The 16,287-nt window shown below is 76.0% G+C and carries 7 protein-coding genes; 6 read left to right on the forward strand and 1 reads right to left on the reverse strand.

The window, feature by feature from the left end:
• The first annotated feature begins 446 nt into the window (after positions 1-446).
• The 5 genes from ACFYVL_RS01725 to ACFYVL_RS01745 are packed head-to-tail and all read left to right on the forward strand — an operon-like array spanning position 447 to position 13,568.
• Positions 447-1,307, forward strand: coding sequence for a DUF4132 domain-containing protein (locus tag ACFYVL_RS01725; RefSeq protein WP_389240645.1), 861 nt, complete (start codon positions 447-449; stop codon positions 1,305-1,307).
• Entirely contained in the window at positions 1,304-6,484 is a 5,181-nt protein-coding gene (locus ACFYVL_RS01730; protein ID WP_389240647.1) for a hypothetical protein, read from the forward strand. Before ACFYVL_RS01725 ends, ACFYVL_RS01730 begins: the two co-directional genes overlap by 4 nt.
• A complete protein-coding gene (locus ACFYVL_RS01735; RefSeq protein ID WP_389240649.1) occupies positions 6,481-7,701 on the forward strand; it encodes an AAA family ATPase in 1,221 nt (406 codons plus the stop codon). Before ACFYVL_RS01730 ends, ACFYVL_RS01735 begins: the two co-directional genes overlap by 4 nt.
• A gap of 3 nt (positions 7,702-7,704) precedes the next feature.
• Entirely contained in the window at positions 7,705-11,562 is a 3,858-nt protein-coding gene (locus ACFYVL_RS01740) for a DUF5682 family protein (protein ID WP_389240651.1), read from the forward strand.
• Positions 11,559-13,568, forward strand: a complete 2,010-nt coding sequence (locus ACFYVL_RS01745; protein ID WP_389240653.1) for a hypothetical protein — start codon at positions 11,559-11,561, stop codon at positions 13,566-13,568. The genes ACFYVL_RS01740 and ACFYVL_RS01745 overlap by 4 nt, the downstream gene beginning before the upstream one ends.
• 111 nt (positions 13,569-13,679) lie before the next feature.
• Here ACFYVL_RS01745 and ACFYVL_RS01750 read toward each other — a convergent pair whose 3' ends face one another.
• Entirely contained in the window at positions 13,680-15,419 is a 1,740-nt protein-coding gene (locus ACFYVL_RS01750; RefSeq protein WP_389240655.1) for a helix-turn-helix domain-containing protein, read from the reverse strand.
• A 233-nt stretch (positions 15,420-15,652) separates the two neighbouring features.
• Between ACFYVL_RS01750 and ACFYVL_RS01755 the strand changes: the two genes are divergently transcribed.
• The gene (locus tag ACFYVL_RS01755) at positions 15,653-16,279 is read left to right on the forward strand and encodes a hypothetical protein (RefSeq protein WP_389240657.1); all 627 of its coding nucleotides are present in this window, start codon (positions 15,653-15,655) and stop codon (positions 16,277-16,279) included.
• Positions 16,280-16,287 lie beyond the last annotated feature (8 nt).

Raw genomic sequence — 16,287 nt, forward strand, 5'->3', positions numbered from 1 at the left:
CGCTGGGACTGTGAGGGCCTTGTGGGCCCGTTGTGAGCAGATCAAGACTCCCCGTGGTGCTGACGTGCTAGTCGTCGCCCCGGGAGGATGGCGCGAAGATGCGTCGCTTGTGTGTACGAGGACGTCGGAGGCCGGTGTTCCGCCGAGCCGGCGCCCCCGGCCCTGACCGGCGCCTCGGCCCACCGGGCACCTGGTGCGTGCCCGCCGTGCAGCACGGCCGTACGGGCCCCTTCCGCCGGTCCGAACTGACGGATACAGGACAGGGGTCGGCGCCCCGTACCCGTGTTCTCCCTGGCTGCGGGGAGGTGTTGGGAGGAGGGGCCCGGAGTCATTGTCAGTGGCGACGCCTAATGTCTTCCTCACTCGTCACGGTGCGTTGCCGCGGACGGGTTTCATCAGCGTGCCGCCGGTTCGGCGGCCGTCCGCGACGTCGGGGAGAACAGCGCATGGGGTGGGTTCCGGCGGGCGACTACGAAGTCGCCCTGGAGGCGGGCAAGGTGGTCTGCCGCAACGGGAAGGGCCGACGGCTGAAGTCCGTACCGGCCAAATTGAAGGAGGACCCGGCGGTCGTCGGGCTCCGGCAGCTGACCGAGTGGCTGGAGCGGCACGAACGCCGGTGCCTGACCGACGTCGAGCAGTGGATGGTGCGCTCCTTGCCCGTCCCCACGGCCGTGCTCGCACGGGTCTGGCCGGACCCGGCGTGGCAGGCGGCCCTGCGGGACGTGGTGGTGTCCGGTGCGGACGGCGGGGTCGCCGGGTTCCTGCGCGACGTCGACCCCGAGCGCGGGCTCGGCCTCGTCGACCTGGACGGCGACACGGTCCGCATCACCCCGGACGTCGTCAGCGTTCCCCACCCGGTGCTCCTCGACGACCTGGACGAACTGCGCGACTTCGCGGTCGAACTGGGGGTCGGGCAGAACGTGGAGCAGTTGTTCCGCGAGGTGTGGCGCCGCCCGCCGGGCCTCGCCCGGGACACCACGTCCATGGACACCTACGCCGGTGGCGTGTTCAAGCAACTGCGCTTCCTGCACGGCCGCGTCACCCAGCTCGGGTACCGGTCGCGCGGCGGATACGCGGTCTGCCCGGTCGTCGAGGACGGCGTGACCGTCGAGGCGCGCATCTGGATCGGCGAGAACGACGGATACGGCGAGTACGACACCGAGACGGGCCCGCTGGGCTGGACCGACCCGTCGGGACGCGCGCTGACGGCCGCCGAGGTCGGCCCCGTCGCGTGGTCCGAGGGCATGCGCATGGCGGCGGCGCTCTACGCGGGCCGCGACGTCGAGGACGAGGAGCGGGCGGCATGAGCACGACGACGAACACCCCCACAAACGCGGCGGCGACGGCCACGGGCCTCCCCGCCCAGGCGACCGGCGAGCACACCTGCGGCCCCGCTGCCAAGGTCCGCGCGGCGGCCCTGCTGGACGCGGGCGCGATCCTCCCGGCCGGCACCACCGACCGGGACGACGCCGACACGCTGACCGCCCGCACCTACTCGCACACCGCCCTCGGCGACCGCCCCGTGGTGCGGCTCGTGCCCGGCACCCTCGGCGAAGCGGAGGACCTGGCACTGGAGTTCCTCGGGCTGGCCCGGAGCGCCGAGTCCCCCGTCGTGGGCCAGGTGCGACGCGAGACGCTGGGCTTCCCGGCCTGGGCACTGGTCAACGACCCGGCCAACGGGCACCACGCCCTGGCCCTGGTCAAGGACATCGAACGGCTCGGCCGGCAGGCCACGACCCGCGCCGGAGCGGCCAAGGAGGGCTTCGACGAGCTGGGCACCCGGCTCGGCAGGGCCGTGCCCCACTTCCTGCCCACCTACTACGAGCAGGTGGCACGCCTCTTCCTCCAGGCCGAGAACACCACGTACGCCGCGTCCTTCTTCGGCAAGGCCCGCGAGGCCGAGCGGGTGCACGGGCTGGTCGTCGACGAGGACCGGCAGCGGGCGGTCTTCCTGGAGTTCGCCTTCGCCGGCGCGCTGACCGTCAAGGCGCTGCGCCAGTACGTCCGCGACCTGGCCGCCCGGCTCGAACCGGTGGACGCCTGGGCGCAGTTCCGCCGTCTGCTGGTCGAGCGGTGCGCGGCCGGTATGCCGCCGTACGCGGCGCTGCCGCAGGACGTACGCGCGCTGGTCAAGGCCGCCGGGCTGGACCGGGAGAGCGCCGAACGCGAGCTGGTGACCGACCTGATCGGCTCCCCGGGAGTGCTCCGCGCCCCCGCCTCGTTCTGGGCCGCCTACCGCTCCGCGCTCGTCGCGCTCGCCCGGCAGGACGCGGACGTACGGGTCAGGCTCCTCGGCTTCTTCCCGGAGAACTTCAGCGAGAACGGCCGGGACACGGACGGCGAGTCACAGTGGCTGGCGCTGCTGGCGGAGTGCGGAGCGGAGCACCTGCTGACCGCGCTCCCGGACTCCGCCGACGACGCCTCCGGCGCCCTGGTCTCGCCCGCGGACTGGCTGGCGCGCTGGGAGGCGCACCGCAGACGCAACCGGGCCACCCCGGGCCGCAGCCCGCAGACCCTCGAACTCGTCGCCAGGATGACGGACCGGCTGCGCGCCGACGGGCGGAGCGTCGAACTGTTCCACGGCCGCTGGCAGCGCAACGCCGACCTGGACCTCCTCGACCTCGCCCTGGCCTCGGACATCCCCGTCGCCGGGCCTGACGAGCACGACACGGGCAGCGGACAGCCGCCCGCCCTCCCGGTCGGTTCATGGCTCACCGACACCGCGCCCGGCGCGCGGGACCTCACCGCCGTCGCCGCACGGCCGGCGTTCCGCGCACTGTTGAGCAGGAACGTCGGCGGCCTCGGCGACCGGCACGGCCAGCGGCTGGGCGACGGCGCCCTGGCGAAGCTCGCGGCGCACCCGGTCCTCTCGGAGATCCTGCGGGAGTGGCTCACCGCGCGCGCCGAGGAGTACACGGCCGCGCGCGGACTCCCCGGGCTGCGCAGCGCCCTGAACCGGCTCTCGCCGTTCCGCTCCGTGGTCGCCGACGTCGCCCCCGCGGCCGTGCGGCTCCTCCAGGGCCACCGGGTCGTGCCGCTGCTCGCGTCCACCCTGCGTACCGGCGTCCTCGACGAACTGGGCTGGCCCGCACTCGACGAGACCTACGCCGAACTCGCCGCCGAGGCGGCCGAGGCCGCCGCCAGGACACGTCAGCGCTACCACCGCTCGGAGAACGTCGGCGTCACCGGCGCGTGGCCCGCGCTGATCCTGAACACCCTGGAGCGGGTCGTCGTCGTGGGCCCGCAGGGGGTGCTGCTGCGGCACACCCTGCGGCTGCCCGCCACCGTCGACCACTGGTCCACGTTCGGCTTCCGCTACGTCGACGGCGAGTTGCTGGTCGTCTGGTGGGAGGACGGCAAGCAGCGCGGCTACTGGTCGCACCGCCCCGCCGAGGTGTTCGGCGTCGGCGGGGAGCAGATCCCCCGCTGGGGCGGCTCCGGTGCCTCGGACGAGGTCTGCCTGCCGCTGCCCGGCGGCGGCCGGGCCACCGGAGGCAAGGCCCTGCACGCGGGCGACACCTCGCTGCCGCCCGAGAGGTCCGTCATCTCCGACGGCACCGGTCTCTGGCGCGAGGGCCACCAGGGCACCCAGCGGGTGTGGCTGGAGTACGACCCGGCCAGTGGCACGCACGGGCGGGCCTCCCTCCCCGCCTTCTTCCGCTCCGGGGTGCGCGAGGGCACCCGGCTGCTCGCCGAGCACTGCCAGGTGCTGCCCCTCCAGCCCGGTCTGGAGAGCACCCCGTTCGGCACGGACGGCGCGGTACTGGGCCGCTGGGTGCGCCGTACGGTCGCCGAACCCGGTACGGCCGCCCCCGCCGACGGTCACCGGATCGTCGCCGGCACGCCCGACGGCCGCACGGTGGCGCTGCCGTACCCGCTGCCCGACGGCGGCTCCCGGGTGCCGCTCGGCGCCCTCGCCCTGCCCGGCCGCTCGCGGCCGGTCGTGGCCGTGGAGCACCGGTCGGTCGAGGCGTACCCGGCGGACACCGACGGCACCGGCGGCGGCCTGTGGTCGGTCACCACCGACTCCGGCGGCGGGAACGAGGCGGCGGGCACCCCCTATGTGCCTCCGGTCGCCTACTGGCACGCCCTGCGTCCCCGGGACGAGCGCGGCTCCGCCGCGCTGCGGAACCTGACGGACTCCCGGGCGGAGGAGCTGTTCACGGAGGTCGCGGCCACGGTCGCCCGGCACCGTGAGGCGTTCCGGGCCGCCGAGGAGTACACCGGTCCCTCGGCGCAGGAGATGAGCGAGGAGGTCGTCGCCCGGGTGCTGCCCGAGGTGAGTGACGCCCGGCTCCGCGCGGGCGTCACCGCGCACCTCAGGAACGCGGTGGAGCGGGCCGCCTCGGCCGCCCGCTACCTGGAACCGCCGAAGCCCGCGGCGCCGCCCACCGCGCGCGACACCGCGCGCACCCGGGGCATGTTCTTCGACCGCGAGCCCGAGCACGCCGACGACACGACCCTGCGCGACGCCACCGCCTGGCACTCCGAGCGGATTCACGGCGGCTGGTGGGGAACGGCGAGCCGGTGGACCACGATCCGACAGATCCTCGCCGTGAACCACGTCCTCGGCGGCGCGAGCGCGTTCGGACCGGCCACGCCGGCCAAGGCCCCGTTCACCTCCGTGGACGGCTGGCAGCGGGACGAGTACACCGTGCCCGGCGACTCCCTGACCTGGACCTCCCTCCTCGACCAGCTGCCCCGACTGGCCTACCGGGCCGCCTCGCAAACGACCTCCCCCGAACACCGCGCCGGGCTCCTCGTCCTGCTGGAGACCCTCGCCGCGGGCCCGCTGGCCGACCCGGCGGGCACGGTCCGGCAGGTGGAACTCGTCGAACCCATCGGCACCGGAACAACGGGGTCGGGACACCACCAGGAGGTGCCCCGCCTCGGCCAGGTGCTGCGCAGGGGCACCCGTACCGTCGTGGTCGTCGCGGACCGCGGCCGCAACCACCGCGACGACGCGGCACGCTGGCTCGCCCTGGACCACGACCCGAGCGGCGCCTTCGGCCCCGTACCCGGCTTCACCCTGGACCGCGAGCACGTGTACGGGCCGGGCGTCGCCCGTGACCGGCTCACCCGGCTCGTCGCACAGGTGCGGGAGCACGGTCCGGCGCCCTGGCGGCCGGAAGCCGCCGAGGCGTTCCACACCGCCACCGGCATCGGCCCCCTCCAGTCCACCGCCCTGCTGTCGGCGGCCGTGCAGGAGCCCGGTGCCGAGGCGCTCGCCCTGCTGGGGGCCAAGACCCGCGCCTTCGAGGCGGCGCAGGCCAGGCTGGCCGCCCTGCCCCGCGAGGACCGGCACGCCCTGCTCGGGGCGCTGCTGCCCGCGGACCCGGCCGAGCTGTGGTCCACCGGGCCCGACGTCCGGGCCGCCGCCGAGGTCTGGCAGAAGCGTCTGGCCTCCCTCGTCCGCGTTCCCGAGGAACTCGACCTCGACCTGTCGGGCACCGGCCCGGAGGCCGTCGACCTGATCCTCAACGCGGCCTCCCGGGCCTGGCTCGCGCACGGCAGCGACGTCCCCGACGGCACCGGCCGTCCGGGGCTGCGCCGGGTGGGCGCACGCGGGGCTATCTCCACGGTCCTGTCCGCCCTGCGGACCCTCGCCTACACGCTGCCGTACGGACACCCCTTGCGCGCGCAGCTGCCCGTGGGGCTCGCGGTCCTGCGCGAGCGGCTCGCCGATCCGCGCCTGGTACTGGAACTCGGCCTGGACTGGACCGAGTCGGGGGACTCGATCGGCCCCGCGATCCGCGCCGCCCACGGGCTCCCCGAGTCCGGCGGCGCGGGCACGGACGGGCTGGTCAGGGCCGGCACGGCGCTGCTCCTGTCCCCCGGCCACGGGAGCCTGGAGCGGCTGCTGATTCGCCCGGCGGGGCTGACCGGCCCCGACGACCCGGCGTTCGGCCTGATCGAGGGCACCGTCGGCCCGCACAGCAGGGGTGATCTGCTCGCCCTGCGCGCCCTGCTGGGCGAGGAGACCACCGCGCTGGCCTCGGCGGGCGCCCCCGACGGCACCCCGCAGCACCCGGCGCAGGACCCCACGCGCACGGTGCCCGAGCTGGTCGCCGAGGCCGCCGACGTCCTCGGGCTCGGTTCGGACGCCGCCGCGCTGTATCTGATGCTGCTCGCCCTGCCCGACCCGACGGACCGCAACTGCGTCCGCTGGACCGCGTGGAAGCCCGCCCGCGTCAAGAAGGCCAGGACGGAACTCGCCGCCACCGGCCTGGTCGTGGAGGCCAAGCGCTCCCGCGCCGGCCGCACCCTGTTCCTGCCCTGCGGCTGGCTCGAACGCGGCGCCCCCGGGCTGCCGTTGGAGACCTGGAAGGAACGCCTGTACCCGGTGACGGGATCCAGCCGGACCCTGCCCCACCTGCCCGTGCCCGCGCTGTACGCAGCCGCCTGGGCACGGGTGCGCGGCGGCGACGCCCCCGCCTTCGAAGAACTGGTAACCCGCGCACCCCGGAAGGGCCGCCGCCGATGACGAACGACACCACGACCACCCCGGACGCCACCACCGGCGGCGTCCCCGACCGGGCGGCGGAGCCCGGCCGGAAGCACCGCCAGATCACCCTGCCCGAGGACCGGTACGCCACCGAGCTGGCCTTCCTCGCCGCCCACGACACCGGTCCCCGGCCGCCGGGCTGGCTGCTCACACCGCGCGCCGTCGTCACGTTCGTGACGGGCAGTGCGGGCGAGGCGCTGAGCCTGCCGAAGGGGGCCGTGCCCGGGGCCGGGGTACCGCGCCGGCTGGTGATCGAGCAGAAGTTCGTCGGTGAACGCGCCCTGGTCGAACGGTGTGTGGTCACCCTCGCCGGAGAGCGCGGTCTCCTCCTCGTCGGCGAACCCGGCACCGCCAAGTCCATGCTGTCCGAGCTGCTGTCGGCGGCGGTCTGCGGGACCAGCGCGCTCACCGTGCAGGGCACCGCGGGCACCACCGAGGACCAGCTCAAGTACGGCTGGAACTACGCGCTGCTGCTCGCCCAGGGCCCCTCCGAGCAGGCCCTGGTGCCCTCCCCGGTGCTCACCGCGATGACCCGGGGGGCGGTCGCCCGCGTGGAGGAGGTCACCCGCTGTCTCCCGGAGGTGCAGGACGCCCTGGTCTCGCTGCTCTCCGAGCGGCGGATCTCGGTCCCGGAACTCGCGGGCGGCGAGGGCGCCCAGGTGCACGCGGCCCCCGGGTTCACCCTGATCGCCACCGCCAACCTGCGGGACAAGGGCGTCTCGGAGATGTCCGCCGCGCTCAAGCGCCGCTTCAACTTCGAGACCGTCGGCCCCATCGGGGACGTGGACGCGGAGACGGCGCTGGTGCGGCGGCAGTCGCGGGCGGCCGTCGAACGCGTGGGTGCCGCCTACCAGGTGGACGACGCGATCCTCGAAGCCCTCGTCACCGCCTTCCGGGACCTGCGCGAGGGACGTTCCGTGGAGGGCTGGGAGGTCGAGCGGCCGTCCACCGTGATGAGCACGGCGGAGGCGGTCTCCGTCGCGGGCTCCCTGGGCCTGGCCGCCGCCTACTTCCCCGGCGACCGGGACGTGCTGTCCCTCCTGCCCGGCCATCTGCTGGGGGTCGTCCGCAAGGACGACCCCGCCGACGCGGCACGGCTGCTGGGGTACTGGGACGGGCCGGTGCGCAGGCGTGCGGAGCAGGGTTCGGCCACCTGGCGTGCCCTGTGGGACCTGCGCGCGGTGCTGGAGAACTGACCGATGAGCGAGCCGACCACCCCCGCCGCGCGTTCCGCCGCGGCGTCGTCCCCGGCCGAGGGGGCGGCCACCGCCCGTGCCGAGGCCGGTCCTCCGTCACGGGCCGAGGCCGGTCCTCCGTCATGGGCCGGGGCCTCGACGGCGGCCCCGGCTGCACCGGAGGCCGCCGTGGCCGCTCTCGCGGCGGCCGGAGCGGGGCTGCCGTTCCTGATCGGGGTGCGCCACCACGCGCCGTCGCTGGCGGCCGTCCTGCCGGCCCTGCTGGACGAGGCGGCCCCCGACGTGCTCCTCGTGGAGCTGCCCGCCGAGTTCCAGCCCTGGCTGGGCTGGCTCGCCCACGAGGAGACGCAGGCCCCGGTGGCGCTGGCCGCGGTGCCCGCCGACGGCTCCGGGCAGGGGCCGGCGGCCGAACGGGGGCCCGCGTTCTACCCGTTCGCGGACTTCTCGCCGGAGTTGGTCGCCCTGCGCTGGGCGGCGCGGAACGGGGTGCCGGCCGTGGCCTGCGACCTCCCGCTCGCCGACCGGGCGTGGGCCAGGGGCGGGTCGGAAGCCCCCGCCCCGGGCGCCGACTCCGCGCCCGTCCCCGGTGAAGGGTACGGGCTGTCCGCCGCGCTCCGGGCCCGGCTCACCGGCCGGGACGGCGACGCCCTGTGGGACCGGCTGGTGGAGACCCGGGCGCCCGGGTCGACACCCGAGGCGCTGCGCCGTGCCGCTCTGCTCACCGGCTGGGCACTGCGTCACGAGGCCGAGGCAGGGAACGGGGTGCAGGTCACGGACCTGGCCCGCGAGGCGTGCATGCGCGGGCATGTCGCCGAGGCGCTGGCCGCCGGGCGGCGGCCAGCCGTGGTGGTGGGCGCCTTCCACACCCCCGCGCTGCTGCCCTCCGCCGCCGGGGCCGGTCCGGGCTCCGTGGCGGACGCGGCCGACACCCCCGCGGCTCCGGACGGGTCCGCCGCGGGCGGCCACGGGCGGGATGCCGACGGCGCGGACGTGTGCACGGTGTCCCTGGTGCCGTACACGTACCCCCTGCTCGACTCCCGGTCCGGCTACCCCGCGGGCATCCGGGACCCGGAGTGGCAGCACACCGTCCTGGACGCCGCCGGGGACCCGGCCGCGCTGCACGAGGCGCTGGTCCGCACCGCGGTCCGCGTCTGCGCCACACTGCGCGAACAGGGGCACCCCTACGGCCCGGCGGACGGGCGGGAGGTCGTGCGAGTGGCCGGTGACCTGGCCCGCCTGCGCGACCTGCCGGCCCCCGGCCGCGGTGAACTCCTCGAAGCCGTACAGACGGTGCTCGGGCGCGGTGAGACCTACGGCACGGGCCGCGCCGTCGCCCGCGCCCTCGAACACGTCCTCGTCGGAGCCCGTACGGGGCGGCCCGCGCCCGCAGCGCCGCGCAGCGGACTGGGTCCCGCCGTCGAGGCCGAGACCGCGGCGCTCTCGCTCCCCGGGCCGGACGACGCGCACGCCAGGACGCCGCGCGACCTGCGGCTCGACCCGGCGCGCTCCGCCCTGGACCGGCGTCGCGAACTGCTGCTGCGCAGGCTGGCGGTGTGCGGCATCCCCTACGCGCAGGAGCAGGCGGTGACCGGGGCGGCGGGCTCCGAAGGGCTCACGACGCGCTGGCAGGTGCGCTGGACCCCGGCGACGGCCGCCATGCTCACCGCGGCCGGAGCCCGCGGCGTCACCCCGGCCCAGGCGGCCGAGGGCGTGCTGCGGCAGCGGCAAGCGGCCGAGCGCGCGGAGGACGGCCCGACGGCCGCCCAGGTGGTCCGCGGCCTCACCGAGGCCGCCGGGTGCGGGCTCCCCGCCCTGGCCGACGAGCGGCTGGCGGAACTCGCGGCCGTACTGCCCGCGAGCGGCACCCTGCCCGAACTGCTCGCCGGGCTGGACCTGTTGGACCGCATCTCCGCCGGCCATCTGCCGGGCCTGGCCACGCCCGGCGGCCCTTCGGCTCCCGACAGCCCTTCGGCCCCCGACACCGCCGACACCGCGTCTGCCGCACGTGGTGCCCGCACCGCGCACGCCACCGAACTCCTGACCTCGGCGGCGGTGAGGCAGGTCGACGGCCTGACCGGTTCCGAGGAGGCCGGGGACGCCCGCGCCCTGCTCGAACTGGCGCAGCGCGCCGACCGGTTGGGCGGCATCCGGCTCACCGACGCCCTCGCCCGGCTGGCCGCCGACGGCACCCCGCTGATCGCCGCCGCCGCCGGAGCGGTCCGGGTGCTCACCGGCCACGAGGACGCCGACGCCTTCGGAGCGCGTGTCGCGTCCTGGGTGGACGGCGCCGTGGACAGCTCCGCGCGGGCGGCGCTCACCGCCCGCCTCACCGGGCTGCTCACGGTGGCGGGCCCGCTCCTGACCGTCGGCACCGGCGCCCTGGACCCGTTGCTGCAACGGGTCGTCGAGCTGGACGACACCACGTTCCTGGCCCGGCTGCCCGCGCTGCGCGGTGGCTTCGACACTCTGAGCCCGGCCGCCCGGGACCGGCTGCTGGAGACCGTCGAGGACCGTCTCGGCGAACGCGTGGACACCCACGACGCGGACGACCCCGCCGAACTGGCCCGGCGAACGGCCGCCGACCTCGCGGCCCGCGCACTCCTGACCCGCCTCGGCCTGCCCGTCCCGCCCCCCGCGCACAACGACCACCTGCCACCGCCGTCCGGCCTCCCGGCCGCAGCCCACCCCGCCGACGCACCCGGCACCGGGACCCATCCCGCACCCCACCACGGGCCCGCCCCGGCGCGTACCCTCGCGCCCGCCGACAGGTGGCGGCTGGTGCTCGGCAGACGGCCCGGCCAACTGCCGTCCGGCGCCGCCCGCCTGGCGACCGCCCTGGACGAGCTCTACGGTGCGGGACACGGCGAGGGGTCCCGCGCGGGACTGCCCGGTCCGGGTTCCGGACGGGGCGGCGGCCGGGAACCCTCGTTCCCCGGCGTGCGCGAGTGGTCGGAGGAACTGGCCGCGCTGTTCGGCCCCGGAATCCGCGAGGAGGTGCTGGCCGCAGCGGCCGTGACCGGTCGCCAGGACGTACTCGCCGAACTCGACCCGGCGGCCGTCACGCCGTCCGTGGAACTCCTGCGGACGGTCCTGCGGTACGCCGGTGGGCTCCCCGAGGCCCGCCTCGCGGCGCTCCGGCCCCTGGTCCGCCATCTCGTCGACGAACTGACCCGTCAGCTCGCCACCCGGCTGCGCCCCGCGCTCACCGGCACGATGCTGGCCCGTCCCACCCGCCGCCCCGGCGGCCGGCTCGACCTGCCGCGCACGCTGCGCGCCAACCTCGCCACCGCCCGCAGGACGGCCGACGGGACGGTACAGGTGATCCCCGAGAAGCCGGTGTTCCGAAGTCGCGGCCGCAAGTCGGCGGACTGGCGGCTGATCCTGGTCACCGACGTCTCCGGGTCGATGGAGGCATCCACCATCTGGTCCGCGCTGACCGCCTCCGTGCTCGCCGGGGTGCCGACCCTGAGCACCCACTTCCTGGCCTTCTCCACGGAGGTCGTCGACCTGACCGGCCATGTGCACGACCCCCTCTCCCTCCTGCTGGAGGTGAGCGTGGGCGGGGGCACGCACATCGCCGCCGGGCTCCGGCACGCCCGCAGCCTGGTCGCGGTGCCCAGCCGCACCCTCGTCGTCGTCATCAGCGACTTCGAGGAGGGCGCGCCGCTCGGCGGGCTGCTGGCCGAGGTGCGCGCCCTGGTTGCCACCGGCTGCCACCTCCTCGGGTGCGCGAGCCTCGACGACGCCGGACGGCCCCGCTACTCGACGGGCGTCGCCGGGCAGCTCGTGGCCGCCGGAATGCCCGTGGCCGCCCTCAGCCCGCTCGAACTGGCCCGCTGGATCGGGGAGAAGACCGCATGATCACCGCACAGTTGCCGCCCGTCGCGCCGGAGGTCACGGCCACACTGGTGGAAAACCTCTCGCCCCGGCTGCGCAAGCGGCTGGACGGCGCGGTCGGCAAGCTCGGCGCCCGCCCGGTCCACCGCGACGGGGACACGGTGACGATCGAGGTCGACGACGAGACCGAGTTGCGCCTGTACGCCCCTGGCGGCGTGGTGGCCACGGTGGACGCCGTCACCTGCGGCTGTCTCCTCGCCCCGGCCTGTGTCCACCGCGCGGCAGCCGCCTGCGCCGCCCCGGTGGCGGAACCGGCGCAGGAGCCCGTACCGGAGCCGGCAGAGGAGTCTGCGGCGGAGGCGGTACAGGAGTCGGCTGCGGAGTCCGCTGCGGACCCGACGGCGAAGCCCACTTCGGACCCGACGGCGGAACCGGCGGCGGAGCCCGCGCCGGGCCAGGCGGCGGAACCGGCGGCGAAGCCCGCGCCGGGCCGGACGGCGAAGCCCGCCCCGGACCCGGCGCCGTCGCCCTCCGACGAGCCCACCGGCGCGGTCCGCGAACCCGCCTCCGGCACGGCCCCCGCTCCCGACGGCACCTCCCCGCCCGAGGTGGCCGGCCCGGCCGAACGTGCCGCCGCCGACGCCCTCTGGTCTGCGGGCGCCGCCGTACTGGAGTCCGGTATCGACGGGGCCGGCGCCGTCACCCAGTCGGCGCTCCTGCGCGCCGCGCACACCGCCCGGCTCCGCAACCTGCCGCGCGCCGCCGCTGCCGCGCTGTCCGTCGTCACGCTGCTGCGCGCGGCCCGCGCCGGGGACCCGTCCTACCGCGCCGCCGACCTCGTCACGGCGCTGGCCCAACTCCTGTCCACCGCGCACCGGGTGAGCACCACGTCCGGGGCGGAACTGGCCGCCGCCAGGGGCCACGCGCGCCGCCCCTACGTCCCGGAGGGCTCGCTGCGCCTGTACGGCCTGTTCACCGAACCCGTGGTCACCGCCTCCGGTCACGGTGGCGCCCGCACCTGGGTCACCGGGGCCGACGGCCGGCTCTGCACTGTCGGCGACGTGGCACCCGGCGGCGCCGGGCGCGCCCTGGGCGTGGCAGACCGGGCCGTGCGCCTCGGGGACACCGCGCTCACCCACCGGGAGCTGGGCCGGGCGGGGCTGGCGGTCTCGGGGGCGACGCTCTCGCCGGACGGCAGGCTGGGCGCCGGGAAGGGCGTCAAGGCCGTTGCCGCCCGCGGTGCGACGTGGGCGGAGCCGCCGCTCGCCGCCCTGTGGCGGACACCGCCGTACGAACAGGCCGCCCGCGCACTGCGGTTCTCCTCCCGCTACGCGCAACCGGGCGGGGGCGGCAGCGATCTGCTCTTCCTCGACGTCGAACTCCTGGGCGCGGTGCGGGAGTCGGGCGGCAGCTGCCTGCTCGCCCTGTGCGAGGGAAGCACGACGGTCCAACTCACCGTCGCCGACGACGATCCCGCGCTGGCCCACCGCGACAACCTGATGCTGCTGGCGACGGCGCCGGGGACGCGGCTGAGGATCATCGGCCGCCTGGTGCCCGCGCCCCGCCCCCGGCTCGCCCTGCTGGCCTGCTCGCACCCCACGGGCGAGGGAACAATCGACCTCGGCTTCGACCGGCTGCGCCGTGCCGACCTACCCGACCCGACCGCCCCCGTACGCCCTGCCCCGCCGCAGCCACCGGCGTCCGGTACGCCCTCGCCGCTGTCCCTGCTCGACCGCCGGGTCGAACATACGGTCCTGGCGGGCCGCGCCGCCCTCGGCATGGTCGGCGACGTCTCCGCCGAGGCACGCCGCGTCCGCCGTGCGGGCCTTCCCACGGCTGCCGGACTCCTCACCGCCCTGTGCACCTCGGCGGCCCGGCGCGACCGCGACCACTTCGGCCGCCTCCTGCCCACCGACCCCGCCGGCTTTGCCACCCACTGGCTTGCCGCCGCCCGTTACACGGCCGCGGTCGCGGAGTCACTGTGCGCGGCAGCCTGGGAACCGGAACAGCCGGTCGCGGCAACTCCGTAGCCGGGCGGGGCACTTCCGCGCGGCAAGTCCACAGCCGGGCAGAGGACTTCCTCCACCCGGCGGCGCGGCTGCTTTCGGTGTTGCCCTCCCCCGGGCGCGGCTGCGAGGTCCTCAGTCGGAGGTCCCCCAGCGGCGTTCCAGGAGGTCGTAGGAGTACCGGGGCAGGCCGTTGACGGCGCTGGTGCGGAACGGGCGGCCGTCGTCGTCGATCCGCACGGTGCCCTTGCGGCCCTGGGAGGACCAGTCCAGTTCCAGGTACCAGAGGCAGTCGCAGGTGGCGGTCGCGCCCGTGATCAGCAGCACCTCGGGGTCCTTCGCCGAGACGCGGTAGGGCATCCGCACGGGCGGGATGGGTGTGCCCGTGTCGTTCCCGGCGACCGCGCGGGCGATGGGGCGGTCCTTGTCCAGGTCGACGGCGAAGGACCGGGGAGTGACCGCGCCGCCGCAACCCAGGTTCATGCCGTACGAGTTGCCCTGGGCCGGTGCCGTACGGCCGACCACGCGCACCCGCAGCGCCTCCAGCACGACGGCCGTTTCGGTGCGCCCCTGCACCGACAGTTCCACGAGCGTCTCTCCGCCGTGCACCGCGCGCTGCGTCGCCGCCCAGGGCGCCGCGTCCTGCGGGGCGGGCGGCGGGGGGACCTGGCTCGGCGGCTTGGCGATGACGTACTGGTGACCACAGCCCAGCTTCCACGCCTGGGAGTTCACGGACCAGGCGAGCGGCAGCCCGGTGGGCTGTTCGCCGCGGGGCGGGGCGGCGGTCGTACCGGGCGGACGGATGGTGCTCGGCTGCTGCGCGGGGTTGGTGGCGGAGCCGGTGGGCCGCCGCTCGGGGGTGGGGGTGCCGGAAGGCCGTACGGAGGTGGGGGTGCCGCTCGGAACGGGTGGGGCGTCCCGTCGCTCCGGTGCCGCGGCCCCTTCCGTCACGGCGACCCGGTCGGGACCGCCGGCGGACGCACGCGGCCCGTCCGGCAGCGCGGAGAAGCCGCCGAACGTCGCGAGTACGGCACAGACGGAGGCCCCCGCGACCACAAGACGCCGACGCCGGTACCAGGGGCGCCCCGAGGGCGAAGGCGTGGGCGCACCTGGCGATTCGGGCACGCGGGGCGAAGGGTCCCGCTCGGAGGCCGGGGCGCCGGTGGCCCCGGGTGCGGTGCCGGACGCGGGGCCAGGTGAAGTGCCAGGTGCGGTGCCGGGCACGGGGCCAGGTGCAGTGTCGGACGCGGGGCCAGGTGCAGTGCGAGGTGCAGTGTCGGGCGCGGCGTCGGGCGCAGTGCCAGATGCGGTGCCAGGTGCGGTGCCAGGCGCGGCGTCGGACGCAGTGCCAGATGCGGTGCCAGGTACGGTGCCAGGCGCGGCGTCGGACGCGGTGATGTCGTGCGCGGCGGTACCGGGTGTGGCGAGCGGTCCGCCGTCCGCCTTCGGCGCCGCCTCCACCGCTGTGGCCGGTACGCCCACCGGGCCACCGTCCGCCCTCGGCACGGCCTCCGGCTCGGCAGCTCCCTCCACCGCTGCGCCCGAGCCGCTCGCCGTGTCGGGCGTGCTCTCCGCCCCCTTGGCGGGACGAGCCGGACGAGGCGGACGGCGGGCGTCCACCGCCCGGAGCCAGCGGCGGTGGAGTTCCAGGCGTTGCTCCGAGGTCGCCCCGCACAGGGCCGCGAAGCGTTCCACGGGGGCGAAGTCGAGCGGCACGGCGTCGCCCGCGCAGTAGCGATGCAGTGTCGAGGTGTTCATGCCCAGGCGGCGGGCCAGCGCGCCGTAACTCCGATCCGTGCCCTCCTTCAGCTCCCGCAGCAACGCCGCGAACTCCGCCACCTCGTCGATGCCGTCGCCGTCGTCCTGTGCCGACACGGGTCCCCCGTCCTCGTACGATCCCAACCGGCCCGGGACGGTATCCCAGGCACCCCATATCCCTGCACGTCAGAAGGGCTGGGATGGTTCCACCGTGCCCGATCGGCCGTTTCCCGTTGCGCCGGGCCGCCGTCATTGCCGATGCTCTTGGTGCCGCACCGGACAGGTCCGGACCGGCCTTCCCGCCTCGTCGCGGCATTCACGTCCACGCACTCATCCACGGGGGAACTTCCTTGTCCATGCGTATCCGAACGAGCGCCTGCACCGCACTCACCGTCGCCGCCCTCGCCGTGGGCACGGTCCTCACCGCACCGGTCGCCGGCGCCGCGTCGAAGACCACCGCCGCGCCCAAGTTCCTGTCGGCGTCGCAGCTGCCGCCGCACCCGTCGTCGTCCTGGACCGCCGGTCCGGTCACCGAGGGGTTCCCGGAGGCGCTCGGCCTCTGCGTGAGCACGGAGGGCGTGCTCGACTACGACTACCGGCACCGGGAGTTCCGGACCGACCTGGACACCAACGCCGTGCAGCTGACGGTCGTGACGGGTACGGCCGCCCAGGCCAAGGCGCTGGCGAAGCACTACGACGACCTGATCCGCACCTGCGCGGACCGCATCGAGAAGTCCTCGCCGGACGTCAGGGCCGAGGGCCGGGACTACGGCCGGCTGCCGGTCGAGGAGGGCGCCCGGGTCCGCGGTCTGCACACCGAGACGTCCGGGGGTGCCACCGACATCGCTCTGCTGTCGGTCGGACAGGACGACAGGACCGTCACCGTCGTGAAGTGGGGGCAGATGGGCAACTTCGCGAACGCGCCCGTGACCGCCTTCAAGAAGACCACCACCACGGCCGTCGCCAAGCTGTACTGACCGGACGG

The organism is Streptomyces sp. NPDC004111, assembly GCF_042874215.1.
Classification (GTDB): Bacteria; Actinomycetota; Actinomycetes; order Streptomycetales; family Streptomycetaceae; genus Streptomyces.